Annotated in this window: 20 protein-coding genes and 1 pseudogene; 20 read left to right on the forward strand and 1 reads right to left on the reverse strand. The window is 70.0% G+C overall.

Translation table 11 applies throughout. The features are described from left to right. Positions 1–119: 119 nt before the first annotated feature. Positions 120–1,922, reverse strand: a complete 1,803-nt coding sequence (locus tag GCE65_RS03300) for a dolichyl-phosphate-mannose--protein mannosyltransferase (protein ID WP_228760091.1) — start codon at positions 1,920–1,922, stop codon at positions 120–122. Between the two features lie 132 nt (positions 1,923–2,054). Between GCE65_RS03300 and rsmI the strand changes: the two genes are divergently transcribed. The 20 genes and pseudogenes from rsmI to GCE65_RS03395 all read left to right on the forward strand — a co-directional run bounded on the left by rsmI (position 2,055) and on the right by GCE65_RS03395 (position 25,028). Next, the gene (rsmI, locus tag GCE65_RS03305; protein ID WP_228760177.1) at positions 2,055–2,879 is read left to right on the forward strand and encodes a 16S rRNA (cytidine(1402)-2'-O)-methyltransferase; all 825 of its coding nucleotides are present in this window, start codon (positions 2,055–2,057) and stop codon (positions 2,877–2,879) included. A 148-nt stretch (positions 2,880–3,027) separates the two neighbouring features. Beyond that, positions 3,028–3,723 (forward strand): GntR family transcriptional regulator, encoded by a 696-nt coding sequence (locus tag GCE65_RS03310; RefSeq protein ID WP_228760178.1) that lies wholly within the window; start codon positions 3,028–3,030, stop codon positions 3,721–3,723. 56 nt (positions 3,724–3,779) lie between these two features. Beyond that, on the forward strand, positions 3,780–4,709 hold the full coding sequence (locus GCE65_RS03315) for a tripartite tricarboxylate transporter substrate binding protein (RefSeq protein ID WP_153877375.1): 930 nt from the start codon (positions 3,780–3,782) through the stop codon (positions 4,707–4,709). Then, positions 4,706–5,212, forward strand: a complete 507-nt coding sequence (locus tag GCE65_RS03320) for a tripartite tricarboxylate transporter TctB family protein (protein WP_153877376.1) — start codon at positions 4,706–4,708, stop codon at positions 5,210–5,212. The genes GCE65_RS03315 and GCE65_RS03320 overlap by 4 nt, the downstream gene beginning before the upstream one ends. Continuing rightward, entirely contained in the window at positions 5,209–6,717 is a 1,509-nt protein-coding gene (locus GCE65_RS03325; protein ID WP_153877377.1) for a tripartite tricarboxylate transporter permease, read from the forward strand. Before GCE65_RS03320 ends, GCE65_RS03325 begins: the two co-directional genes overlap by 4 nt. Continuing rightward, positions 6,714–7,832 (forward strand): sialidase family protein, encoded by a 1,119-nt coding sequence (locus GCE65_RS03330; RefSeq protein ID WP_153877378.1) that lies wholly within the window; start codon positions 6,714–6,716, stop codon positions 7,830–7,832. Before GCE65_RS03325 ends, GCE65_RS03330 begins: the two co-directional genes overlap by 4 nt. Next, positions 7,829–8,683, forward strand: coding sequence for a dihydrodipicolinate synthase family protein (locus GCE65_RS03335; protein ID WP_194928812.1), 855 nt, complete (start codon positions 7,829–7,831; stop codon positions 8,681–8,683). The genes GCE65_RS03330 and GCE65_RS03335 overlap by 4 nt, the downstream gene beginning before the upstream one ends. A 219-nt stretch (positions 8,684–8,902) precedes the next feature. Continuing rightward, on the forward strand, positions 8,903–9,535 hold the full coding sequence (locus GCE65_RS03340) for a formylglycine-generating enzyme family protein (RefSeq protein WP_228760092.1): 633 nt from the start codon (positions 8,903–8,905) through the stop codon (positions 9,533–9,535). Between the two features lie 63 nt (positions 9,536–9,598). After that, positions 9,599–10,453, forward strand: a pseudogene (locus GCE65_RS16805) (ISL3 family transposase); the annotation flags it as partial. Between the two features lie 59 nt (positions 10,454–10,512). Further along, positions 10,513–10,923, forward strand: a complete 411-nt coding sequence (locus tag GCE65_RS16810) for a transposase (RefSeq protein ID WP_255475295.1) — start codon at positions 10,513–10,515, stop codon at positions 10,921–10,923. A gap of 17 nt (positions 10,924–10,940) precedes the next feature. Continuing rightward, the gene (locus GCE65_RS03350; RefSeq protein ID WP_228760179.1) at positions 10,941–14,279 is read left to right on the forward strand and encodes a LamG-like jellyroll fold domain-containing protein; all 3,339 of its coding nucleotides are present in this window, start codon (positions 10,941–10,943) and stop codon (positions 14,277–14,279) included. Between the two features lie 131 nt (positions 14,280–14,410). After that, on the forward strand, positions 14,411–14,980 hold the full coding sequence (locus GCE65_RS03355; protein WP_152817467.1) for an isochorismatase family protein: 570 nt from the start codon (positions 14,411–14,413) through the stop codon (positions 14,978–14,980). A 149-nt stretch (positions 14,981–15,129) separates the two neighbouring features. Then, positions 15,130–15,945, forward strand: a complete 816-nt coding sequence (gene folP / locus GCE65_RS03360; protein WP_153879148.1) for a dihydropteroate synthase — start codon at positions 15,130–15,132, stop codon at positions 15,943–15,945. A gap of 2 nt (positions 15,946–15,947) precedes the next feature. After that, on the forward strand, positions 15,948–16,682 hold the full coding sequence (locus GCE65_RS03365; RefSeq protein ID WP_153877381.1) for a pyrimidine reductase family protein: 735 nt from the start codon (positions 15,948–15,950) through the stop codon (positions 16,680–16,682). A 24-nt stretch (positions 16,683–16,706) separates the two neighbouring features. Next, entirely contained in the window at positions 16,707–18,512 is a 1,806-nt protein-coding gene (gene metG / locus GCE65_RS03370) for a methionine--tRNA ligase (protein ID WP_153877382.1), read from the forward strand. Further along, positions 18,512–19,489 carry a TatD family hydrolase gene (locus GCE65_RS03375; RefSeq protein ID WP_153877383.1) on the forward strand — a complete coding sequence of 326 codons (978 nt, stop codon included), beginning with the start codon at positions 18,512–18,514 and terminating at the stop codon, positions 19,487–19,489. The genes metG and GCE65_RS03375 overlap by 1 nt, the downstream gene beginning before the upstream one ends. Positions 19,490–19,673: 184 nt before the next feature. After that, complete coding sequence (locus GCE65_RS03380; RefSeq protein WP_152817472.1) at positions 19,674–20,696, forward strand: G5 domain-containing protein; 1,023 nt, start codon at positions 19,674–19,676, stop codon at positions 20,694–20,696. A gap of 291 nt (positions 20,697–20,987) precedes the next feature. After that, complete coding sequence (locus GCE65_RS03385; RefSeq protein ID WP_228760093.1) at positions 20,988–22,223, forward strand: resuscitation-promoting factor; 1,236 nt, start codon at positions 20,988–20,990, stop codon at positions 22,221–22,223. A 98-nt stretch (positions 22,224–22,321) separates the two neighbouring features. Continuing rightward, complete coding sequence (gene rsmA, locus GCE65_RS03390; RefSeq protein WP_153877384.1) at positions 22,322–23,215, forward strand: 16S rRNA (adenine(1518)-N(6)/adenine(1519)-N(6))-dimethyltransferase RsmA; 894 nt, start codon at positions 22,322–22,324, stop codon at positions 23,213–23,215. Between the two features lie 28 nt (positions 23,216–23,243). Further along, positions 23,244–25,028, forward strand: coding sequence for an ABC-F family ATP-binding cassette domain-containing protein (locus tag GCE65_RS03395; protein ID WP_153877385.1), 1,785 nt, complete (start codon positions 23,244–23,246; stop codon positions 25,026–25,028). The last annotated feature ends 15 nt before the right edge of the window (positions 25,029–25,043 follow it).

Below are 25,043 nucleotides of genomic sequence, written 5' to 3' on the forward strand. Positions count from 1 at the left end.
CGGCCAGGCCGGCGCCCGGCCTTCGGGAGACCCCGCCGAGCTCGGTAGACCCCGCCGAGGAGGCCCCGCCGACCCATGCGGTCGGCGGGGCCTCCTACGCGGGGCGGCCGGGCGTCGTCCTAGATCCAACTGGGTAGGAACATGTGCATGTTCCAGTACCAGTACGGAATCCACTCATTGGTCCAGATCGGCCAGAAGAACGCGCCGGCGGCGAGGGCCGCCACGACCACGAACGCGGCGATCCATATCCCCGGTCGTCGCTCGCGCAGCGGGATGCGTCTGCTCGAGATGAGCGTGGCGAGCGCGAACGTGAGCGCGAGCGCCACGTACGGAACGAACGCCACGGTGTAGAACGTGAAGATCGTGCGCTTCATGTACAGCAGCCACGGCACGTAGCCGGCGAGGTAGCCCGCGAGGATCGCCCACGCGCGCCAGTCACGGCGCCGCAGCGCCGCCCAGATCACCACGAGCAGCGCGAGTACCCCGCCCCACCACACGACCGGGTTCCCGACCGCGAGGATCGCCGAGGCGCACCGGTGTGAGCCGCAGATGAGCTCGGCACCCTGGTCCGCCCCGAGGTCGCGCCACGCGAACGAGGTGGGCCGGTACTGGATGAGCCAGCCGAGCGGATTCGACATGTACGTGTGCTCGCTCGTGAGCCCGTTGTGGAACGACCACATCCGCAGGTGGTACTCCCACCACGAGTTGAGCCAGTCGGGCATCCACGCGCGCTGCGGCAGCTCGGCCACGGCGTTGACGTCGCGGGCCCAGTGGCGCAGATACGAGTTCGGGCTGAGCCACCACGGCAGCCACGTGAGCACGTAGGTGAGCGCCGCCGTCGGCACGAGCGCGCAGAACGCCGACACGCCGTCGCGCACCGCCCCGCCGCCGATCCAGAACCGCACGCCGATCGAGCGGCGCGCGCTGATCGTCCACGCCACGACGAGCAGGCCGAAGACGGCCACGAAGTAGATCCCCGACCACTTCACCCCGCTCGCCAGGCCGAGGCAGATCCCGGCCACGACGAGCCACCAGCGCATCCCCACCCGCGGACCCCACGGATCCGAGTAGCGGCCGTCGCCGCCCGCGCGGGTGAGGTCGCGGGAGGCCACGAGGGCGAGCCGGCGGCGGTACTGCTCGCGGTCGAGCAGGATGGCGCCGAACCCGCACAGCGCCCAGAACGAGAGGAAGATGTCGAGGATCGAGATCCGGCTCATGACCAGGTGGATCCCGTCGACGGCCAGGAAGAGCCCCGCGACGGCCCCGAGCGCGGTCGACCCGAAGAGCCGTCGCCCGATCCGCACGAGCAGCAGCACCGACAGGATTCCCGTGATCGCGGCGCTGATCCGCCAGCCCACCGGGTCGTTCGTGGCGAAGAAGCGCATGCCGAGCGCGATCATCCACTTGCCCACGGACGGGTGCACCACGTAGTCCGCGTCGGTGCCCAGATCGGAGTAGTCGCCGGCCGCGAAGTCGAGGTTCGGGTCCTCGCCCCAGCGGCCCTCGTAGCCGAGGGTGAGTAGCGAGTACGCCTGCTTGACGTAATAGGTCTCGTCGAAGACCAGCCGCGCTGGCCGGCCGAGCTCGACGAGGCGCAGCACGGCCGCGAAGGCGGTGACCACGGCGGTGATCACCCACGAGGCCCACGCATTCTCGTGGATCGGGGAGAGCAGCCGGTCGCGCAGCGTGCCGTGCACGTGCTCCCGGGTGGTCACCTCGGGCGGCGCGGGCGCCCGGAGCCGGGCGGTGGCTCGCGCCCAGGCGTGGGGACGACGCGGCGCGCCCTCCGGTTCGGCCTCGGGTTCGGCCTCGGGTTCGGCGAGGGGCACCGCCGAGTCGCCGCCCGCGGGCGGGACCGCGGAATCGGTGGCATGACGTGGGCCCGGGCCGGGCGCCGTCGCGTCGTCCTCGTGCTGGCTCACGGCCCGATTCTAGGCACCGGCGGGTGGTGTCGATGGCCAGTCGCCGGCGCGGGCCGGCGGGGCTGACAGACTGGGCGGGTGAGCGCCTTCTCGACCGATCCCGCCGACCCGGAGGAACTCCCGGACGGGGTAGTGCCGCCGATCCTGCTCGCGGGCACCCCGATCGGCTCCACCGAGGACGCCTCGCCCCGGCTGCGGCGCGCGCTCGCCGGCGCCGATCTCATCGCGGCCGAGGACACCCGGCGGCTGCGGGCGCTGCTCGGCCGGCTCGAGCTGCGAACGGGCGCGCGGGTGATCGCCTATCACGAGCACAACGAGCAGGCGCGGACCCCCGACCTCGTCGATGCCGCGCGCCGGGGGCAGCGGGTCGTCATGGTGAGCGATGCCGGGATGCCGGGGATCTCGGATCCGGGGTTCCGGCTCGTCGAGGCGGCTGCGGCCGGCGGCGTGCCCGTGAGCGTCGTGCCCGGGCCGAGCGCCGTGCTCACCGCGCTGGCGGTCTCGGGGTTGCCGACCGACCGGTTCTGTTTCGAGGGATTCGCCCCGCGCAAGCCGGCCGCCCGGCGCGGCGCGTTCGCCGAGCTCGCGACCGAGCGGCGCACGATCGTGTTCTTCGAATCGCCCCACCGGATCGCCGCGTGCCTGGCCGATCTCGCCCGCGCGTTCGGGGCGGATCGGCGGGCGGCCGTGTGCCGGGAGCTGACCAAGACCCACGAGGAGGTCCGCCGCGGCACCCTGGCCGAGCTCGCCGACTGGGCCGCGGATGGACTGCGGGGGGAGATCGCCGTCGTGGTCGCCGGCGCGACGCCCACGGTGCCCGGCCTCGAGGAGCTCGTGGCCCGGGTGCGGGAACGGATCGCCGCCGGGGCGCGGATGCGTGAGGCGGTCGATGCGGTGGCCGCCGAGGCGGGCGCGAGCCGGCGCGAACTCTACGAGGCCACCCTCGCCGACCGCTGAGGGGCCGGGCGCCGCGGAGTTCCGGTCGAGCTGGGCGTGCGCGCCCTTCTGCATGCAGTCGCCATGCGCGCCCGGCGTGTTGCGGAGTCACGATCGATGGGCTACGTTAACTGTTAACAGTTTCCAGTAATCGAATTCTGAGGTGACGATGATGTCGATCCGGCAGGCGCTTGCCACGGAGGATTCCGTCGGCGCGCCGCGCGTGCTCGGCGAGCAGGTCGTCGAACGCCTCCGCCGACTCATCATCACCGGCGAGCTCGCCGCCGGTGCCCACCTCGTAGAGACCGATATCTCCGGGGCGTTCGGGGTGAGCCGCGGGCCCGTGAGAGAGGCCCTCCGGCGCCTCGTGAACGAGGGCCTCGTCGGTTCCCGACGTGGACGCATGTACGTGATCGGGCTCTCCCGGGATGACATCGACGAGCTGTACCACCTGCGCCGCCTCCTCGAACTGGACGTGCTCCAGTTGGCCATCGCTCGCCCGCAGGCCGACTTCTCGGCGGCGCATGATGCCTTGGAGGTGATGGCGCGAGCTCGTGACGCTCGAGACCCCGTCGCCTATGCGGCGGCGGATCTGGACTTTCACACCGCCTTCTACCAGGCCGCAGCGCACCGACGCTTAACGGACATCTGGCTGATGTATCGGCCCACATTCGCCGACATCCTCGCCATCACGAACTCGGAAGACCGAGATCTCGGCCCGTCCTATCACGACCACTCACAACTTCTCGAGGCCATCGACAGTCACGACTCCATTCGTGCGGTGAGCATCCTCAACGCCCACCTCGACGGTTCTCACCGGCGGCTCATCGCCGCGCACGGACGACACGTCCATCCACCGCAGTAACCACCACTAGATCGACAACAAAGGAGTTGACCTTGAAACAGCGTTCGTTGGTCACCATGGCGACCCTGGCAGCCTCGGCTCTCGCGCTCACAGCCTGCTCAAGCGGCGGGGGTGACGACCAGGCATATCCCTCGGGCGATATCACCCTCATCGTCCAGGCCGCGGCGGGTGGGGGGTCCGACCTGACGTCGCGCGCGCTGGCCGCCGCGCTCGAACCGGTCCTCGGCGTCTCGGTCATCGTCGAGAACCGGCCCGGTGCCTCCGGTTCCACCGCCATGCAGTATGTGCGCGACCAGAAGCCCGACGGCTACACGGTCGGATTCGGCCCCGTGGAGATCGCGATGCTCGGCCACCAGAACTACGACGTCGACCCCGCAGACTTCACGTTCCTCTCCCAGATCATGAACGCCCCGGGCGTGCTCTCGGTTCCGGCCGACAGCCCGTACGAGACGATCGACGACTTCATCGCCGCAGGCAAGGACTCTCCGCTCTCGATCGCGAACTCCGGATCGGGGTCGATCTGGGAGGTCGCGGCGCTCGGCCTCGCGGAGGAGACGGGCATCCAGGTGAACCCAGTGCCGTTCGACGGGGGCGGCCCCGCGATCGCCGCGGTCATCGGAAGCCAGGTCGACGCCGGTGTCGCCGGTTCGGGCGAAACACTCGCCGCGATGAACGAGGGCCAGATCAAGCCCCTCGTCGTCTTCAACGACGAGCCGCTGGCAGACATGCCCGACGTGCCCACGGCAGCCGAGGCCGGCCTGGGCGATCTCGCCTTCGGTGGCTGGGGCGGAATCTACGGACCCGACGACCTGCCTGAGGACGTCGTCTCCGCCCTCGAGGAGGCGATCGGTCAAGCCGTCGCCAGTCCGGAGTACGAAAAGACGGTCACCAACTCCGGCAATCTCGTGGTGCACCACGACGCCGCTGAGTTCGGCTCCTTCGTGGCGGACGAGTACGAGCGGTTCGGTGGACTGCTGGGCTCATGAGTACTGACGAACTCCCCGGAGCCGACCTCGAGCCGGCTCCGGGGGACACCCCCGGACTCCCGCCCTCACACCGGCTCGAGCTCCTCTGCGGCGGGATCGCTATCGCGTTGAGCCTCACCCTGATCGGCCTGTCGCGTCTGATCACGGTGCGCAACGAGACCGGCGGAGTCGACCCGCGCTGGTGGCCGACCGTCCTGGGCGTGCTCGGGCTCGTGCTCTCGATCGCGCTCGTCATCGTCGCGCTGACGGCGACGATCCGGCGTGACGACGTCGAACCCGCCACCACGCCCGGCCTGCGGAACGTCTTCGTCACGGCCGCGGTCGCCGTGGCCTACGTCCTCGCCTGGCCACTCGTCGGGTTCATCCCGGCCACGGTCGTGCTCCTCGTGGTCCTGACCGCGACCTACGGGGCACGGAGCTGGAAGGCCCTCGTCCTCTTCCCTGCGGGGCTCACCGCATTCCTGTATCTGCTGTTCGCCACGCTCTTGAAGGTTCCCCTGTGAATGCTCTCGCTGACGGCCTCGCTGCGCTGGCCGACCCGACCGCCCTCATCGCACTGGTCATCGGACTGGTGATCGGCACCCTCGTCGGCGTATTCCCCGGCATCACCGGAACGATGGCAGTTGCCCTCGCCTCCGGCTTCACTCTCACACTCGAGCCCGCGCAAGGTCTGGCGGTTCTCCTCTCGATTTACGTGGGCGCGAACTTCGGCGACCGGATCCCGGCGATCCTCGTCAACACGCCCGGGACACCAGCGGCGATATCGACGACCTTCGACGGCTATCCGATGGCCAAACAGGGCAAAGCAGGGCTCGCTCTCGTGATCTCTGGCATGACGGTGGCCGCGGGGATCCTCGTCTCGATGATCGTCTTCATGATCGCCGCCCGGCCGATCGCCCAAGTCGCGTTGAAGTTCGGGCCGGCAGAACTCTTCTCACTCGTCGTGTTCGGTCTGACGGTCATGGTCTCGGTCTCCTCCAAGTCCGTGGTCAAGGGCCTCCTTGCAGGCGTGCTCGGGCTGGCGATCGCGACGATCGGCCGAGACCCGATCACGGGTGACGAGCGGTTCGTCTATGGACTCAACGACTTGAACTCGGGCCTGCCGTTCATCGCCGTGATCATCGGGCTATTCGGAATCTCCGAACTCTTCGAGCAGATCCTCACCCACCACGCGAAGAAGGTGAAGCCGATCTCCGGCCTCGGTCGCTGGTGGCCGAACAAGGCGGAATACCGCCAGAGCATCAAGCCGTTCGGCGTGGGCGCCGCGGTCGGCACTTTCGTGGGCATCGTGCCCGCAGCCGGCGGAGACATCGCCGGAATCGTGGGATGGGATCAGGCCCGGCGAGTATCGAAGGAGCCGGAGAAGTTCGGCAAGGGGTCGCTCGAAGGTGTTGCCGGAGCCGACGCGGCCTCCGGGGCCACGCTCGGCGGCGCGCTCACCACCACGATGGCGCTGGGGATCCCGGGAGACTCGGTCATGGCCGTCATGATCGGTTCGATGATCGTGTGGGGCCTGCAGCCGGGCCCCTCCCTCTTCGTCAATCGTCCTGACCTGATCGTCACGATCGCGACGATCATGCTCGTCGCCACCGCGATCTCGCTGGTCGTCTCGCTGCTGCGGATGAAGTCGATGGTCAAGATCCTCGACCTGAAGAACCAGTACCTGTGGGCGGCGATCCTCATCTTCTGCGTGATCGGCACGTACACCACCACCAATTCCATGTACTCCGTCTGGGTCATGCTCATCTCCGGCGCGGCCGGCGTCGTACTCAAGCGCGCAGGCTTCCCGCCCGGACCGATCGTGCTCGGACTGCTCCTGGGACCCTTGGCCGAAGGGAACCTGCGGCGCGCCCTCATGATCGATGGGCCCGTCAGTCTCGTCAGTCATCCCATCTCGGCGGTATTCCTCGGGCTCGCCCTCATCAGCCTGGTCATGCCGGTGATCTCCAAACAGCTCAAGGCGCGAAAGAAGCGAGCGGAACAGCAACGCGTCGCCGAGCGCGTATGAGCACTCAACTGGCACCGCCGGACTTCGACCGGGAGTGGGTGAGCCGCGAGGCCACCGGTGTGCAGGTCCATGCGCCGTCCGTCGTCGCCACGCACACGGGCCTGCTGGCCGCCTGGTTCGCCGGCGCGCACGAGGGCAGCGCAGACACCCGGATTTGGTTATCTGCTCGGGGAGAGGGCGGCTGGTGGGACGCTCGCATGATCGCGGCTGTGGACGACGCTCATTGGAATCCCGTCCTATGCCCCGGTCCCGACGGTCTCCTGTGGCTTTTCTTCAAACGTGGCTCGGCCATCTCGTCGTGGATCACCTGGGTCGTCACCTCGCCCGACGGTGGTCGGACCTGGGGAGAACCGCGACCGCTCGTGGAAGGAGAAGCCGGGCACGGCGGGCGTGGACCGGTGAAGAATCCACCGATCGTCGCCGGCGACATGTGGTTGGCGCCGGGCTCCACGGAGACGTGGGGGCGCGATCCGCGCTGGGACCCGTTCATCGACGGCAGCGACGACGACGGAATCACCTGGCGGCGGTTCCAAATCCCAGTCGACCACACAACCCTGACAGGTGCCGGGCTGATCCAACCCGCCCTCTGGCGGAATGCGACCACCGGGCGTGTCAGCGCGCTCATGCGCAGTACGGAAGGGGTGGCGTACCGCTCCTGTTCCGATGACGACGGCCGAAACTGGAACGTCGCCGTCCCCACCCGCCTGCCCAACAGCAATTCGGCCCTCGCGATCCAGGCGCTGCCGTCCGGCCGGGTTGTCTGCGTGCACAACTCCTCGTCCCGGAACTGGGGCACCCGCTGCCCGCTCCTCGTGTCGACGTCCGATGACGACGGCGCGACGTGGAGTGTCCGGGCAACGGTCGACGACGGACTCACCGCGATCGACTCGGATCCCGGTTCACGCCCTGCGCGGCCACGGACCTCCGATGCGCCGACCGGCACCGAGACCGGCGTCCGAACCCAGGGTCGGGGCGAGTACTCCTATCCGAGCATATGCCGGGACGGCGACGATCTGGTGATCTGTTACACCTGGCAGCGTCGCCGGATCGCGCAGGCCCGGATCGCCCTCCGGCGCCTGGACACCTCAACTCAAGTCGAAGAAAGAAGACGATGAACCCACACGTCATCACCGCGATGCCCGTTCCGTTCACCACGACCGGTGCATTGGACCTCCCCGCCTACCGGCGCGCCGTCACCGCGGTCGATCCACACGTCGACGGCGTGTTGGTTGCCGGCACCACGGGGGAATTCCCCGCGCTGGACGATGATGAGCGACTCGAGCTGTTCGCTGCGACGCGCGACCTGATCGGACCGGAGCGCACGATCGCACACCTAGGACACGCAAGCACGCGCCAGGTGATCCGACTCGCACGGGCCACGGTCGACTTGGGACTGCGGCGCTCCGCCCTCATCACGCCCTATTACCTGCCGACCGATCCAGCCGGCGTCGTGGATTTCTATCGCGAGGTCCTCGACGCAGTGCCCGGCCTCGAACTCTTCGTCTATCTCTTCCCGGAGCGCACGGGGCTCGACGTCAGCCCGTCCGTGCTGACGGAGATCCTCGCGCTGCCCGGAATCGTCGGCGTCAAACTCTCCGGGGCAGCCAGTGAGACGGTCGCCGACTATGCCGGCGTGCTGCGCTCGGGACAACTGCTCTACTCGGGCAACGACGCCACCCTCCCGGACGTCATGGCCGCCGGCGGGCACGGCGTCGTCTCGGGTGTCTCCAGCCTGTTTCCGACGGTCTTCGCGGCACTGTCCGCAGCGCTCTGCGAGGGGCGGGGCCACGACCGGATCCAATCTCAGGCGGCCGAGCTCGTCGCGCTCACTGGAGCGAATATCCGCTTCCTCAAGGCGGGCCTCGCCGCCCGTGATGGCGGTGACTGGGCAAGTCGGATGAGCCTGCCGACCCCGAACTCGGAAACCGTGAATCAGATTCATGACGCCGTCGCTTCATTCACGTAGGAGCCGTGGCCGCCGTGGCCACGACATATGCCTGAAGGGTTGGGATTCATCTCGAAATTCGCACTGCAAGGCCTGACGCCGATCAGCTAGCAGCACCGCATACGTGACCGTCGAGGCCGTCCGCCCGACCAGGTGCTGACGCCGCGAGGGTGTGCTACTACACACGGTCGATTCGTCTTGGCCGAATGTTGACGCTTGCAAAAAAAACAGGGAGATTCAATGAAGAAAAGACGCATAGCAGCACTCTCGTCCAGCGTTCTCGTCTTCGGTCTGCTGGGCGCCTCCGCCGCAGTGGCCGACGGTCAGACGGAGAGTCTGGACTCGACTCAGAACTCGATCGGCATGGAGATGGTCGACATCTCGGCCGGAACGTTCATGCAAGGCACCAGTGGCCCCGCGCGCGAGGATCAGCCCAAACTCGATGGACGTGGATTCCTCGACGAGGAACCGCAACATGAAGTCACGATCAGCTCGGATTTCAAGATGTCTGCGACGCCGATCACGAACGAACAATACGAGAAATTCGACCCGTCGCATGCAGAGCTTCGAGGCAAGCTTGGATGGTCCACGGAGGACGACGAGGCGGCCATCTTCGTCAGTTGGCACGATGCTGTCGCCTTCACCGAGTGGCTGTCCGAAGAGGAGGGAGTCACCTACAGGCTCCCCACCGAGGCAGAGTGGGAGTATGCCGCGCGGGCAGGTACCGAATCCGACTACTGGACCGGTGAGGAACTCCCGGAGGAACATTGGCGAAACCAGAATCAGAGTTGGTTTCCCGGACGCATGGCAGGGCACGAATACGGGCTCTTCGTGGTTCGTGGTGAAAGTGGCCCGCGCGTCGTAGGCGTGTGAGGGCTCGTGGTCCTGCTGTGATGGGTGTTGCGAGACATCCACAAGAGCAGAGGACCACGAGCTATGGACGAGTTTACTGGCTCGCAGCGTGATGCTGCGAGCACGATCTTCAATCTGTCTGACTACCGTGTCATCGACGCGATCGATCTTCCCGGCGGAGGCCGTCGGGTCGTGATCGAGTCACTCGCCCCGCCTGGCTGCCCGGCGTGTGGTGTGATCGCGGTGAAGATCCATTCCCGGCGCCGGCAGCGTCTGCGTGATCTGCCGATCGCGGGTGCGGTCGAGGTGTGGTGGGCCAAGCGGCGCTGGTTCTGCCGGGAAGAGCTGTGCGGGCGTGGCACGTTCGCCGAGTCCACCATCCAGGTCCCCAGGTTCGCCCGGTCCACTACGCGGCTGAAGAATCAGGTCGTGGCCGCGGTGGTCGACTCCGGTCGAGCCGCCAGCGAGGTTGCCCGCGCTCACGGGGTCTCATGGTGGCTGGTCCAATCGGCGCTGGCTGCCGCGGCGCTCGTCCTACCCGCCGCCGACGACTGGGTCGTGACGCGCTTGGGCATCGATGAGCACCGGTACCGGTCCGTGCGGTTCTTCCGTGATGAGCACGGGGCCTGGCGCCGGTTCGAGCCGTGGATGACGACCCTGGTCGACCTGGCCACAGGACAGGTCCTGGGCATCGTCGATGGCCGCGACAGCACGGGCATGGGCGCGTGGCTCAGCGCCCGCCCACAGTCATGGCGGGACCGTATCGAGGTCGTCGCGATCGACCCCTCGGCCGCGTTCCGTAAGGCCCTGCGCGAGCACCTGCCCCACGCCGCGGTCTCGGTCGACAAGTTCCACCTCGTCAAACTCGCAGGCGACATGCTCACCAAGGTCCGCCAGCGCCTCGCCCGAGACCAGCACGGCCGCCGCGGGCGCAAGAGCGACGCGTCCTGGGCACACCGGATGCTGCTGCTGCGGGGCGCCGATAACGCTGTCCCCGCGTGGCTGGGCCAGGTGGAGAAGGTCTCACCGACGATGACCCCACGGATGAGCTCTCCGCCGCGTGGGGCGTCAAGGAGCAGCTCCGCCGCCTCCTCGGCGCTGATACCCTCGCCCAGGCGTGGCAAGAGCGGATGAGACTGGGTCACTACGTCCAGACCGCGAACATGGCCGAGACCGACCGCCTCTACGAGACCATCGTGACCTGGTGGGAGGCCATCGAAGTCCTCATCGTCACCGGCGCCACGACCGCGAAGGTCGAAGCCGCGAACACCACGATCAAGAACATCAAACGCACCGGCCGCGGATTCAGGAACTCCGCCAACTACAAGGCCCGTATACTCCTGGCCAGCGCCGCTCGAGCAGCAGCGCGAACACCAATCACAGCAGGCCTTTCACCACGAACCGCGTAGAGCCCGAATACGTCTCGCTGAAGGTCGGCCAGACACCGGCGAACCCGTGGGGCCTGCACGACGTGCACGGCCTGGTCGAAGAATGGGTCCACGACTGGTACGGACCGTACCAAGCCGGGCCTCAGACCGACCCGGTCGGACGAGTCGACGGCGAGTTCAAGGTGACGCGAGGCGGCAGTCACTCGACACAGATGCAAACTGAGAACGGGTGGCCCACCTATCTGCGCTCAGCCGCCCGGGCAGCAACCGTGCCCGAAATTCGTAACTGGGTGACCGGATTCCGGGTTGTTCAGGCCGAGATGCCCGGCACGGATCCACTGCCGGCGCCTGAGCCGGAAGCGATCTTCCAAGACGTCGACCAGGACGCCCACGCCGGCGACGAGGTCGACGACGACGAGAGCCCCTACTTCCGTGGACCGAGAAGCTTCATGAACCTGGAAGCCGAACCACGCGGGCCGTTCTTCGAGCACAACCATCAACCGGCTGTGACCGAGATGCCGAACGGTGATCTCATGGCGATCTGGTACACAACCGAGGGCGAGGAGGACAGGGTCTTGGCGCAGGCCGGAGCACGACTTCGCAACGGCGCCGACGAATGGGACGACGCATCCATCTTCTGGGATGCGCCAGGCCGAAACGAGCACGGAAACGAGCTGTGGTGGGACGGTGATGAAACCATCTACCACTGGTCCGGCCTCTCGGCGGTGGGCACCTACGGTGCGCTGGCCCTCGTCCAGCGCACCTCGACCGACAACGGCGCGACCTGGTCGAAACCTGACCTCATCCAACCCGAACAGGGCTTGCGCAACCAGGTGATCGCCGCGGCGGTCCAGCTCTCGAGCGGGAGGATCCTGCTTCCGGCCGATGCGACCCCGTCGAGTGGAACCGCCGTGCACATCAGCGACGACGACGGACTCACCTGGCACGACCCCGGCACGCAGGTGTTGGGGCCGCCGCCCATCACCGAACAGATGCACAACGACAACGCCCCTGTCTTCGAGGAAGGCGCCTCCGGACGATCGATCGCGGGCTTCCACGCCTCGATCGCCGAACTGTCCGATGGACGCCTCCTCGCCTTGGGACGTGGAGACGTCATGGGGGAGGCGCCGGATCTGCCTGCCACGCGCTCGCCGGGCAAGCCCGGCTTCGGCAATGCACTCGGACTCGGCAGCCCCGAACCGAACTCCTACGTCGACATGCCCGAAGGGGTCCTCAGCGAGGTGGATGATTTCACCATCTCCCTGTGGCTCAACCGTACGAGCACATCAGACCAGAACTGGGCGCGCATCTTCGACTTCGGCACGGGCAAGGGCAACACGATGTTCCTCGCCATCGAAGGCGGCGGCACCGGGCCCCGGTTCACGATCGAGACGAAGGACACCTCGGGTCAGCAGACCGTCACCTCCGACGCCGTGATCGGACAGGGATGGAACCACCTCGCAGTCACACGATCGGGAAGTACGGTGACCATCTACCTCAACGGTGAGATCGTGGGCGAGGGCGACGGCGTGACCTCGAGCCCCGCCGACCTCGGCGAGACCGACCTCAACTGGATCGGCCGGTCGATCTACGGCGACCCCACGCTCAACGCCGAGATCGACGAGTTCCAGATCTATGACCACGCACTCGACGAGGCCGAGATCGGCGATCTGCTCGAAGCACCCGAGGGGTCGACCGGAGGCGGGAACGTCCTGCGCTACTCCTTCGACGAGGAGAACGGTTCCGAAGTGCAGGACGCCTCGGGCAACGACGCGCACGGGACGATCGACACCACGTTCAACTTCAACGGCTTCATGCCCATGAGCATCTCGCACGACGAAGGCGAGACATGGACCTATAGCGCCAGCGAATTCGACCCGTTGGAGGGCGGTCAGCGGGGCTTCCTGCTCAACCTGGAGGAGGAAGGGGCGCTCATGTTCGCGACATTCACTCCGCGGATGACGTTCATGGACTCAGAAGGCGGCGCCTTCACGGGATCCGGACTCTACACGGCCGTATCGCTCGATGACGGCGAGACCTGGCCTCACCGCCGACTCGTGACGGACGACGAGGCACCCAGGGTGCTTGATGAAGGAGCGGGACGAGGCGAGTTCGTGCTCAGCCCCTTCAGTTCGGAGCGTTTCGGCTACCTGACCGGCACCCAGTCGAAGGATGGCCGTATCCAACTCCTATCCAGTGGTAACCACTACGAGTTCGACTTCGACTGGCTCACCGCCACGCCGCCCCCGGCGTGCAGCGGCACGGTCGAAGTCGGCGAGACCGGTACCGGCATCGACGACCGCCGACTCAACGGCGCCTTCCGGGGCGAGACGACCCAAGGCGGCAACCGACACGGCACCTGGCACGACGCCTGCCTGAGCCACATGATCGGTGAGCCCGGGGACTGGGCCGATGCGGACGAGTTCGAAGAGCACGTGCGTGACACGGTTGCTGATCTACTCGATCGGGAGTTCATCGCCGAGGAGGAGGCCCACGAGATCCTCAACGTGCTCGACGGCACCGAGGTGGACGGCGCGCGGCTCATCGTCCGCGCCACGACCGAGGGCCCCGGCGCCGAGCTCTGGGGCGAGGGTCCGTTCCAGGCGGCCGTGACGTGTGAGGCGCCCGACGGGCGGGGAGCGGTCGAACTCGACGACGGCGGGCGGGTCACGCTCGCAGCGGACGATGGCTACGAGGCCGAGATCGGAGGGATCCCCGCCGGGTCCTCATGCGAGGTGGCGAGCCTGGAATCGGCCGGGGCCACGGCCGTCACGATGGATCCACGGGACGGAACCGTCGAGGTCACGGACGCGCCCGAACCTGCGGCCGTGGAGATCGCCTACACCTTCGAGACCACGTCACTCGGGATCGAGAAGATCATCGACGGCGAGGCCGGTGGTGATGGCCCATTCACCTTCGAGTTGGCCTGCACACGTCCGGGCATCGACGGGCCGGAGTCGATCGTGATACCCGACGGCTCGAGCCGGCAGGTGAGTGGGGCCGATTCGCTCTCGGTCTCTTACGACCAGCTTCCCCCAGCAGCCTCCTGTGTCCTGTCGGAGGTCGACGCCGGCGGGGCGGACCATACTCGGATCGACGTCATGGACGGCGACGACATCGTGGCGTCCCACGACGCAGCGGAGGCGGCGATCGAGTTGCCGAGCGCCCCGACGGAAACGCTGCGAGTAATCGTGACGAACGTCTTCGACGCCGACGCTACGCCCCCATCGCCGGACTCCTCGGAGCAGGTCGAGACGCCTGGTGAACTCCCGGACACGGGCGCCCCCGTCCTGCCCCTCATCGTGGGGACCGGGTTGCTGATCGCCGCCGGTGTATGGATTCGTGTGTGCCGAGTTCGCGCTGCCATGACCAGCTGATCGGCCGATCTCATTCGTTCGTCCGGCGGGATGCGGATCTGCTCCGTGGCCCGCCGGACGGCGACACCGTCGTCGGGCCCGGGACGTGAGCTGGATTACTCCCGGCCCGGGCCGGATGGCAGAGTAGTGCCATGAGTACCAATCGTGCCCTGGTGATCGTGGATGTGCAGCCGACGTTCTGCGAGGACGGCGCGCTGGGCGTCGAGGGCGGCAACGCCGTGGCGCAGCGCATCGCCGACTTCGCCGACGCCCGCCGCTCCAACTACGACCTCGTGGTCACCACCCAGGACTGGCACATCGACCCCGGCTCCCACTTCTCCCCGACCCCCGACTTCGTGGACACCTGGCCGCCGCACGGCGTGGCCGGCACCCCGGATGCCGAGCTGCATCCGGCCCTGGCGGACCTGCACCCGGAGGTCTCCGTGAAGAAGGGCGCCTATGAGGCCGCCTATTCCGGCTTCGAGGGCCGCGACGAGGAGGGGACCGACCTGGCGACGCTCCTGCGTGCCGCCGGCGTCACCGCGCTCGACGTCATCGGCATCGCCGAGTCCCACTGCGTCAAGGAGACCGCGATCGACGGCGTCGGCGAGGGGTTCGAGGTGCGGGTGTTCACCGACCTGACCGTGCCCGTCACCCCGGAGCAGGGGCAGCAGGCACGCGAGGCGATGGCCCGCGCGGGCGTCGACCTCGCGCTGTCGTGACCGCGCGGCCGGCCGAGACGGCCGCCCCGGCCGCCGATGCCGAGACGACCGCTCCGGCCGCCGACGCAGCGGGCTCGGCCGCGGCGGCGGCGCTGCGCCCGCGGATCATCGGCGGGCACACCTTCGACCTGGCGCGCCGCGTCGTCATCATGGCGGTCGTCAACCGCACGCCCGACTCCTTCTACGACCGCGGCGCGACCTACGCCCTCGAGGCGGCCACGGCCGCGGCCCTGCGGGCGGCCGAGGCGGGGGCCGAGTGGGTCGACGTCGGCGGCGTGCCGTTCTCCCCGGACACGCCGCCGGTCTCGGAGGCGGAGGAGCTCGACCGGGTCGTGCCGCTCATCGAGGCGATCCGGGCGCAGAGCGACGTCGTCGTCTCGGTCGACACCTACAACCCCTCCGTGGCGAGCGCCGCGATCGAGGCGGGCGCCGCCGTCATCAACGACGTCATGGGCCTGCGCGTGCCGGGCCTGGCCGAGGTAGTGGCGGCCTCGGACGCGACCGTCGTCATCGCGCACTCGCGCGCCGAGGCGCACCGGCACCTGCGCCGTCCGTCCTACGGCGACGTCGTCACCGAGGTGGCCGCCTACCTGCGCGACCGCGTGGCCCTCGCGCGCGCCGCCGGCATCCCGGAGGAGCGGATCGTCATCGACCCCGGGCACGACCTGAACAAGAACACCCTCCACTCCCTCGAGCTGACCCGGCGGCTCGGGGAGATCACCGCCCTCGGGCTGCCCACGCTCGTGGCGCTGTCGAACAAGGACTTCATCGGCGAGACCCTCGACCGGCCGCGCGGGGAGCGGCTCATCGGCTCGCTCGCCACGGCGGTGCTGTGCGTGCAGGCCGGTGCGCGGATCCTGCGGGTGCACAACGTGGCGCAGACCCGCGACGCGGTGCGGATGACCGAGGCCGTGCTCGGGCTGCGGGAACCGGCCCGGCTCCGCCACAACATGGACGCGGAGTAGCGGTGTTCGACCTCGACGAACTCCTCGAGGCCTACCGGGTGAGCGACCGGGGCCGGGCCCGCGTGCGGGCGAACTTCATCGCCAGCCTCGACGGCGCCGCCACCGTGGGCGGCCTCTCCGGCGGCCTGAACGATCCGTGGGACCTGCAGGTGTTCACGGTGCTGCGCCGCCTCGCCGACGTCGTGCTCGTGGGGGCCGGCACGCTTCGGGCCGAGGGCTACGGCGGTCTGCGGGTCGGGGCCGCCGACGTCGCCTGGCGCCGCGAGCACGGCCTGAGCGACCATCCCCGGCTCGCGATCGCCACCCGCTCGGCCCGCCTCGACCCGGCCTCCGACCTGTTCGCCGGCGCCCCCGTGCCCCCGCTCGTGTACGCCCCGACCCCGCCCACGGGCGCGAGCGACGACGGCACGGGCGAGCGGCTCGAGGCCCTCGCCGGCGTCGCCGAGGTGATCACCCTGCCCGGGGAGGTGCTCGACGTGCACGCGATGCTCGCCCACCTCGCCGCGGCCGGCCATCCGCAGGTGCTGTGCGAGGGCGGGCCCCACCTGTTCGGCAGCCTCATCGACGCCGACGCCGTCGACGAGCTCTGCCTCACCCTCGCCCCCGTGCTCGCCGGCGGCACGGCCCCGCGGATCTCGGCGACCGTGGCCGAGTCGACCCGGGCCATGCGGCTCGTGCACGCCCTGCCCGGCGGGCCGATGCTGTTCCTGCGATACGAGCGCGAGACGCAGCCCTAGCCCATCGCCCCTAAGATCGAGTCCATGACTCGCATCCTCTCCGCCGTGGCCTGGCCCTACGCCAACGGCCCCCGGCACATCGGCCACGTCGCCGGCTTCGGCGTCCCCTCCGACGTGTTCAGCCGGTACATGCGAATGGCGGGTCACGACGTGCTCATGGTCTCGGGCACCGACGAGCACGGCACGCCGATCCTCGTGCAGGCCGAGGCCGAGGGCGTGAGCGCCCAGTCGCTCGCCGACCGCTACAACCGCGTGATCGCCGAGGACCTCACCGCGCTCGGCCTCACCTACGACCTGTTCACCCGCACGACCACCCGCAACCACTACTCCGTGGTGCAGGAGATGTTCAAGACCGTTCACAAGAACGGCTACCTCATCGAGAAGACGACGAAGGGCGCCGTCTCCCCGAGCACCGGGCGCGCCCTGCCCGACCGCTACATCGAGGGCACGTGCCCGATCTGCGGCTACGACGGCGCCCGCGGCGACCAATGCGACAACTGCGGCAACCAGCTCGACCCGATCGACCTGATCAACCCCGTCTCCCGCATCAACGGCGAGAAGCCGACCTTCGTCGACTCCACACACTTCTTCCTCGACCTGCCGGCCCTGAGCCAGGCGCTCGGGCAGTGGATGGACACCCGCACGAACTGGCGCCCGAACGTGCACAAGTTCGCGCTCAACCTCCTCGACGACGTGCGCCCCCGGGCCATGACCCGCGACATCGACTGGGGAATCCCGGTGCCGATCTCCGGCTGGGAGTCCAACCCGAACAAGCGCCTGTACGTCTGGTTCGACGCCGTCGTCGGGTACCTCTCGGCGAGCGTCGAGTGGGCCCGCCGCTTCGGCACGGGCGACGAGTGGCAGGAGTGGTGGGCCAACCCCGAGGCCCAGTCCTACTACTTCATGGGCAAGGACAACATCACCTTCCACGCCCAGATCTGGCCCGCCGAGCTGCTCGCCTACGACGGCCGCGGGGCCCTCGGCGGCGCCCCCGGCCCGTTCGGCACGCTGCAGCTGCCCACGGAGGTCGTCTCGAGCGAGTTCCTCACGATGGAGGGCAGGCAGTTCTCCTCCTCCCGCGGCGTCGTCATCTACGTGCGCGACATGCTCGAGCGCTACCAGCCCGACGCCCTGCGCTATTTCATCGCCACGGCCGGGCCCGAGTCGCACGACTCCGACTTCACCTGGTCCGAGTTCCACCGCCGCACGAACGACGAGCTCGTGGCCGGCTGGGGCAACCTGGTCAACCGCACCGCCAACCTCATCCACAAGAACTTCGGCGAGATCCCCGCCGCCGGCGACCTCGCCGATATCGACCGGGACCTGCTCGCGACCACCGAGGCCGGGTTCGCCCAGGTCGGCGACCTCGTGGGCTCCCAGCGCCAGCGCGCGGCGATCACCGAGGCCATGCGGCTCGTGGCCGACGTGAACCGGTACCTCTCCGACACCGCGCCGTGGAAGCTCAAGACCGACCCGGCGCGGCAGGGCACCGTCCTGCACACGGCGGCGCAGGCGATCGGCGACCTCAACACGATGCTCGCCCCGTTCCTGCCCCATTCGGCGAGCGCCGTGCAGGAGACGTTCGGCGCCACTGCGGGCTCCGATCGTCTCGCCCCGCAGCCGCGGCTGGAGGAGGTCACCGACCTCGACGACCCCACCCGCTCGTACCCGATCATCACCGGCGACTACGGCGCCTCCCGCGGCACGTGGCACCGCACGCCCCTCGTGCCCGGAACCCCGGTGGGCAAGCCGACCCCGGTGTTCACCAAGCTCGAGGAGTCGATGGTCGCCGAGGAGCTGGAGCGGCTGCGCGAGCAGAACCGGTCCTGATGTCGCGCCGCCCCCGCCCCACCGGCCTGCCGCCCGCGCCCGAGCCGCTGCCCGGCCCGGTCGTCGACAACCACACCCACCTCGAATCGATCGCCGCTCTTCTGTCGGATCCCGCGGATCCCAAGCAGCCTACGGACGACGCAGCTCGCCCGGGCATCGCCACCCACCTGGCCGCGGCGCTCGCCGTCGGCGTCGACCGGATCGTCCAGATCGGCTGCGACCTCGACTCGGCCGCCGCCTCGCTCGACATCGTCGACCTCGCGCGCACGAACACCGGGCGAGGCGGGAGCGGCGAATCGGCGGCCGTGGTCGCCGGGGTCGCGATCCACCCGAACGAGGTCGTGGCCCATCACCGGATCGTCGAGGCGAGCCCCGACGGGCTCGAGCCCGCCCGGGCGCCCCGGCACGAGACCGGATACGCCGACGCCTTCGCCCGGATCGCCGAGCTCGCCCGCGACGAGCGCATCCGCGTGATCTCCGAGACCGGCCTCGACCATTTCCGTGCGGGGGAGCGGGGCCGGGCCGTGCAGCGGGAGGCGTTCCGCGACCACATCGCGCTCGCCAAGGAGCTCGGCCTGCCGATGCAGATCCACGACCGCGAGGCCCACGCCGCGGTGCTCGAGGTGCTCGACGCCGACGGGGCGCCCGAGCGCACGGTCGTCCACTCCTTCTCCGGGGACGCCGCCTTCGCGCGTGCCTGCCTCGAGCGCGGCTGCCACCTGTCCTTCTCCGGAACCGTGACGTTCAAGAACGCGGCCGACCTGCGCGCGGCCGCCCGGATCGTCCCGGCCGACCGGCTCCTCGTCGAGACCGACGCCCCCTACCTCACGCCGCACCCGAATCGGGGCCGCCCGAACTCCCCGGTCCAGCTCCCGCACACGGTGCGGCTGCTCGCCGAACTGCGCGGCGAGGATCTGGGCGACTTCTGCGAGCGGCTCGCCGCCCTGAGCGAGGACCTCTACGGACCGTTCGCGTGAGCGCGTGGGACCACCGAACGGCGGGGGGAGCCCGATCAGGTCAGGTGCCCGGGCGCCGTCCACCGACCGGTCCCGGCATGGACCGGAGCGGTCCGGGTGGGTTACGGTGCTGGGGCGCCCTCGCCGGCGCCGACCGCTCGATCTCCCGGACGATGAGGATGGACATGTGCACGTGGACGCGTCGATGAGTCGCCGGTCCCAGCGGCGGGAGATTCGTCGGGGGAGGCGGCTTCGCCAGGGCCTCGCCGGAGGTGCCGCCGTCGTCGTGCTCGGAGCCGGGGTCGCGTTCGCCACGGTGCCGTCCGGATCGGACGACGCCGACGGCCGGCTCACGTCGGCCGGCGTCGGCATGGATCGCGAACCGTGGCTCCAGGCCTCCCGCTCCGGCGTCGACCGCGTCCCCCTCGAGGGCGCCGATCCGGTGACGTTCACGGTGATCATCGACGGCGAGAGCCGCGAGGTCACCTCGGCCGCGCCCACGCTCGCCACCGCGCTCGCGGACGAGGGGATCGCAGTCGGCTTCGACGACGTGGTGAGCGTGCCGATGTCCGAGGCGCCGACCGAGGGCATGACCGTCGAGATCACGCGCGTGGAGACCCGCACCGAGGTGTTCACCGAGACCATCGAGCACGCCTCGGAGCGGCACGAGACGGCAACCCTGCCGGAGGGTGCCGAGCAGCTCGAGACCGAGGGCAGGGACGGCGAGCGGGAGACGACCGCGAGCGTCACCTACTCGGGCGGCACGGAGGTCTCCCGCGAGGTGCTCGCCGAGGTGGTCTCCACCGAGCCGGTGACCGAGGTCGTGCTCGTCGGCACCGGTCCCGCCGAGACCGCGGCGTCCGCCGAGTCCCCCGACTCCTCCGTGCCGGCCGACAGCGGCGGCCCGGTGAACCAGAGCTACTCGGGCGAGGACCCGCGCGGCATCGCGCAGGCGATGCTGGCCGACCGGGGCTGGGGCGAGGACCAGTGGCAGTGCCTGAACAAGCTCTGGGAGCGCGAGAGCGGCTGGAACCCGAGCGCGCACAACAGCTCGTCCGGGGCCTACGGGATCCCGCAGGCGCTCCCCGGCTCGAAGATGGCCAGCGTGGGCGCCGACTGGCGCACGAACCCGGCCACCCAGATCGAGTGGGGCCTCGGCTACGTCAAGGGCCGCTACGGCACCCCCTGCGGTGCGTGGGGCCACTTCCAGGCCAAGAACTGGTACTGACGCACTCTCCGGCCCGGCCGCTGCGCCTCTCGCCGGCCGCATGATCGCGTCGTCGATCGGGGCGTGACTCCCGCCCGGATCGAGGTTCCCCGCGCGGGGTCACGGGCTCTCCGGGCGGGGGAGGCGCGCGGGAGCGCCGTGGTGAATTACCACACATCTGCCCGGGATTCCTTGGCATCGCAGATAACGATGGGGTTACAGTCGCCGAGGCCTTCGAGCCCCGTGTACCACGAGTGCGCGCCTCCCCAGCGGGAAGCGAACCATGCCCCCGCGCAATCCTAGGACGCCCCGTTGACCGAACCCCTCCCCGTCGTCCCCGCCGACAGTGCTGCCGATGCCCCCGGCGTCCACGGCGCCCCCGACACCACCGGTGGCCCTGACGCCCAGGCGACTCCCGCGCCGCGCCGTCGTCGCGCGATCGCCCTGCTCGCCGGGGGACTCACCCTCCTCCTTGCCGTCGGCGGCATCACCGCGGCCTCCGCCCACAAGCGGGTCTCCGTGGACCTGGACGGAACGATCCAGAGCGTCGGCACGTTCGCCGGCTCCGTCGCCGGGGCCCTCGAGGTCGCCGGCATCAGTCCGGGCGATCACGACCTCGTGGTGCCGGGCCCGGGGGAGAGTCTCGAGGACGGCGCCGAGATCGTCGTGCGCACGGCCGAGCAGGTGAGCTTCGTCGTGGACGGCGAGCCCACCGAGCTGTGGACCATCGGTCGCACCGCCGCGGAGGCGCTCTCCGACGTCGCCTCCTCCGGCCGGACGGTCACCATGGCCACGTCCCGCTCGGGGGACGGCCGACCCGACCTCGACCTGCCGCTCGTGACCGACGACGACGTGGACTTCGCCGTCGACGGCGAGGAGCGCACGGTCGCGATGACCGGAACGGTCGGCCTGGCCCGGGCGCTCGAGCAGGCCGGGATCACCCTCGGCGAGCTCGACGCCGTCGCCGTCTCCATCGGCGCGGGCGGCACCCCGCTCGTCACCGTCACCCGGATCAGCGAGGACGAGAAGAAGACCACCGAGACGGTGGACTTCACGACCGAGACCCGCAAGACCGGCGACCGCTACCAGGGCGAGTCCGTCGTGGTGCAGGCCGGCAAGGAGGGCGTGCGCACGATCGTCACCTGGCAGCGCACCGTCGACGGCGAGGTCGTCAAGGAGGAGGTCCGCAGCGACGAGGTGACCACCGAGCCGGTCACGAAGATCGTCGAGGTCGGCACGAAGGCCCGCCCGGCACCCAAGCCGGCCCCCGCGCGCTCATCGAGCGGATCGGGCGGCGGCTCCGCCCCGGCCGGCGTGTGGGCCAAGCTCGCCCAGTGCGAATCCGGCGGCAACCCCGGTGCCGTCTCCGCGAGCGGCACCTATCACGGCCTCTATCAGTTCTCCGTGGCGACCTGGAACGCCGTCGGCGGCTCCGGCCTGCCGAGCCAGGCGAGCGCGGCCGAACAGACCAAGCGCGCCAAGATCCTCCAGGCCCGGTCGGGCTGGGGACAGTGGCCCGCCTGCTCGAGCAAGCTCGGGCTGCGCTGACCCCGCGGCACCTCGACCGGCCGTGACCCGGCCGTGAGCCGGCCCATCGGGCCCCCGATCCCAGCGGACCGGGGGCCCGATGTGGCAGAGTTCGGTCCGTGACCGTGCACCTGCTCAGCGCCTCCGATATCCGCGGCCTCGCCGAGGAGTACGGCATCCGCCCCTCGAAGGTCTTCGGCCAGAACTTCGTGGTCGACCCGGGCACGGTGCGCCGGATCGTGCGCACCGCCGGGGTCGAACCGGGCGACGTGGTCATGGAGGTCGGCCCCGGGCTCGGCTCCCTCACCCTCGGGCTCCTCGAGGCCGGCGCCCACGTCGTCGCCGTCGAGATCGACACCGAACTCGCCCCCGTGCTCCCACGCACGGTGACTCGCTTCGCCCCCGGCACGGCCGATCGCCTCACCGTCGTCACCGCCGACGCGATGAAGGTGACCGAGCTGCCGATCACGGACGGCGGCCCCCCGACCCGGCTCGTCGCCAACCTTCCGTACAACGTCGCCGTGCCCGTCATCCTTCATTGCCTCGCCGCATTCCCGACGCTCACCGAGGCGCTCGTCATGGTGCAGGCGGAGGTCGCCGACCGCCTCGTCGCCGCACCCGGATCCCGCATCTACGGGGTGCCCTCGGCCAAGGCCGCGTGGTACAGCGAGGCCACCAGGGCCGGCTCGATCGGTCGGGCCGTGTTCTGGCCGGTGCCGCGCGTGGACTCGAGCCTCGTGCGGATGGTCCGGCGCGAGCCGCCCGGGGCGACCGCGACCCGGGCCGGCACCTTCGCGGTCATCGACGCCGCATTCGCCCAGCGCCGCAAGACCCTGCGTTCGGCCCTCGCGGGCTGGGCGGGATCGGCCGCGCTCGCCGAATCGGCGCTGCGGGCCGCGGGCATCGACCCGGCCTTGCGCGGCGAGCGGCTGCGGGTGGAGGACTTCGCGGCGATCGCGGCCCATGCGCCCGAGGGCGCGGCCGGCCCGGACCGGGGCACCCGGAACGAATGATCGCCGCGCGGCGATATCCTGGGGGCATATGGCGCATCTACTCGGAGCCGAATCGATCGGGCTCGACTACCCCACGAAGACCGTGCTGGCCGATCTCACCCTCGGCCTCGACGAGGGCGACCGGATCGGGGTCGTCGGCCGCAACGGTGACGGCAAGTCGAGCCTGCTCGGACTCCTCACCGGGAGGATCCAGCCCGACAGCGGCCGGGTCACCCACCGCGGCGGCCTGCGGGTCGGGGTGCTCACCCAGGCCGACACCCTCGCCGACGACGAGACCATCGCCCACGCGATCGTCGGGGACCGGCCCGACTACGAATGGGCCTCCGACCCGCGCATCCGCGACGTGCTCGCCGGGCTCGTGGCCGACCTCGACCGCTCGGCCACGATCGGCACGCTGAGCGGCGGCCAGCGCCGCCGGGTCGCCCTGGCGGCACTGCTCGTGGGGGACTGGGACGTGCTCGCGCTCGACGAGCCCACGAACCACCTCGACGTCGAGGGGATCTCGTGGCTCGCCGCGCACCTGAACGGGCGCTGGGCCCGCACCGCCGGCGGCCTGCTCGTCGTCACCCACGACCGCTGGTTCCTCGACGCGGTGTGCACCCGCACGTGGGAGGTGCACGACGCCACCGTCGAGGCCTTCGACGGCGGTTACGCCGCCTACGTGCTGCAACGGGTCGAGCGGGACCGGCAGGCCGCCGTGACCGAGGCCAAGCGGGCGAACCTCATGCGCAAGGAGCTCGCCTGGCTGCGGCGCGGGGCGCCCGCACGGACGGCGAAGCCCAAGTTCCGGATCGAGGTGGCCAATCAGCTCATCGCCGACGTGCCGCCGCCCCGGGACACGCTCGAACTCACCCGCCTGGCCACGGCCCGGCTCGGCAAGGACGTCGTCGACCTCGAGGACGTGGGCCTCGCCTACGACGGCCGGGAGATCCTGCGCGAGGTGACGTGGCGCATCGCGCCGGCGGAGCGCACCGGCATCCTCGGCGCGAACGGGGCCGGCAAGTCGACCCTGCTCGCGCTCGTCGCGGGAACGCTCGCCCCGACGGCCGGCCGGGTCAAGCGCGGCAAGACCGTGCGGATGGGGGTGCTCGACCAGCAGTTCTCCCAGCTCGCCGACATCGCCGGCGACCGGGTCCGGGAGGTGCTCGCCCGCACGTCCGCAACGGTCGTCGTCGGGGGGAGGGACCTCACCCCCGCCCAGCTGCTCGAGCGACTCGGGTTCTCCCGCGCGCACCTGGCCGCCCGGGTCGGCGAGCTCTCCGGCGGCCAGAAACGCCGGTTGCAGCTCCTGCTCGTGCTCCTCGACGAACCGAACGTGCTCATCCTCGATGAGCCCACGAACGACGTCGACACCGACATGCTCGCCGCGATGGAGGATCTGCTCGACTCCTGGCCCGGCACGCTGCTCGTCGTCTCCCACGACCGCTACCTGCTCGAGCGGGTGACCGACCAGCAGTACGCGATCCTGGGCGGACGGCTCCGGCACGTGCCCGGCGGCGTCGACGAGTACCTGCGGCTGCGCGACGCCGGCGCCGGCGACGACCCGGGTGCCGGGCCGGCGGCCGCGACGGACGAGCCGCCGAGCGCGCGCTCCGGCGCCGAGATCCGCGCGAACGAGAAGGAACTCGCCTCCCTCGAGCGGCGGATCGAGCGCCTGCGCCGACAGGCCGCCGACGCGCGCCTCGACCTCGCCGACCTCGACCAGTCGGACTTCGAGCTCATCGGCGTCGAGATGGCGAAGATCACGGCGCTCGAGGACGAGGCCGACGTGCTCGAGGAGCGCTGGCTGGAGCTGTCGGTCACGCTCGACTGAGCCACGCGACCGCGG

Origin of the sequence: Pseudactinotalea sp. HY158 (assembly GCF_009660225.1) — a bacterium.
Lineage (GTDB): Bacteria > Actinomycetota > Actinomycetes > Actinomycetales > Beutenbergiaceae > HY158.

Coding starts and splice junctions, on each gene's coding strand:
- GCE65_RS03315 (WP_153877375.1), top strand. CDS start 3,780: ATGGCGACCCTGGCAGCCTCGGCTCTCGCGCTCACAGCCTGCTCAAGC.
- GCE65_RS03355 (WP_152817467.1), top strand. CDS start 14,411: ATGAGTACCAATCGTGCCCTGGTGATCGTGGATGTGCAGCCGACGTTC.
- GCE65_RS03375 (WP_153877383.1), top strand. CDS start 18,512: ATGTCGCGCCGCCCCCGCCCCACCGGCCTGCCGCCCGCGCCCGAGCCG.
- GCE65_RS03330 (WP_153877378.1), top strand. CDS start 6,714: ATGAGCACTCAACTGGCACCGCCGGACTTCGACCGGGAGTGGGTGAGC.
- GCE65_RS03320 (WP_153877376.1), top strand. CDS start 4,706: ATGAGTACTGACGAACTCCCCGGAGCCGACCTCGAGCCGGCTCCGGGG.
- GCE65_RS03380 (WP_152817472.1), top strand. CDS start 19,674: ATGAGTCGCCGGTCCCAGCGGCGGGAGATTCGTCGGGGGAGGCGGCTT.
- GCE65_RS03335 (WP_194928812.1), top strand. CDS start 7,829: ATGAACCCACACGTCATCACCGCGATGCCCGTTCCGTTCACCACGACC.
- metG (WP_153877382.1), top strand. CDS start 16,707: ATGACTCGCATCCTCTCCGCCGTGGCCTGGCCCTACGCCAACGGCCCC.
- GCE65_RS03310 (WP_228760178.1), top strand. CDS start 3,028: ATGATGTCGATCCGGCAGGCGCTTGCCACGGAGGATTCCGTCGGCGCG.
- folP (WP_153879148.1), top strand. CDS start 15,130: ATGGCGGTCGTCAACCGCACGCCCGACTCCTTCTACGACCGCGGCGCG.
- GCE65_RS03395 (WP_153877385.1), top strand. CDS start 23,244: ATGGCGCATCTACTCGGAGCCGAATCGATCGGGCTCGACTACCCCACG.
- GCE65_RS03340 (WP_228760092.1), top strand. CDS start 8,903: ATGAAGAAAAGACGCATAGCAGCACTCTCGTCCAGCGTTCTCGTCTTC.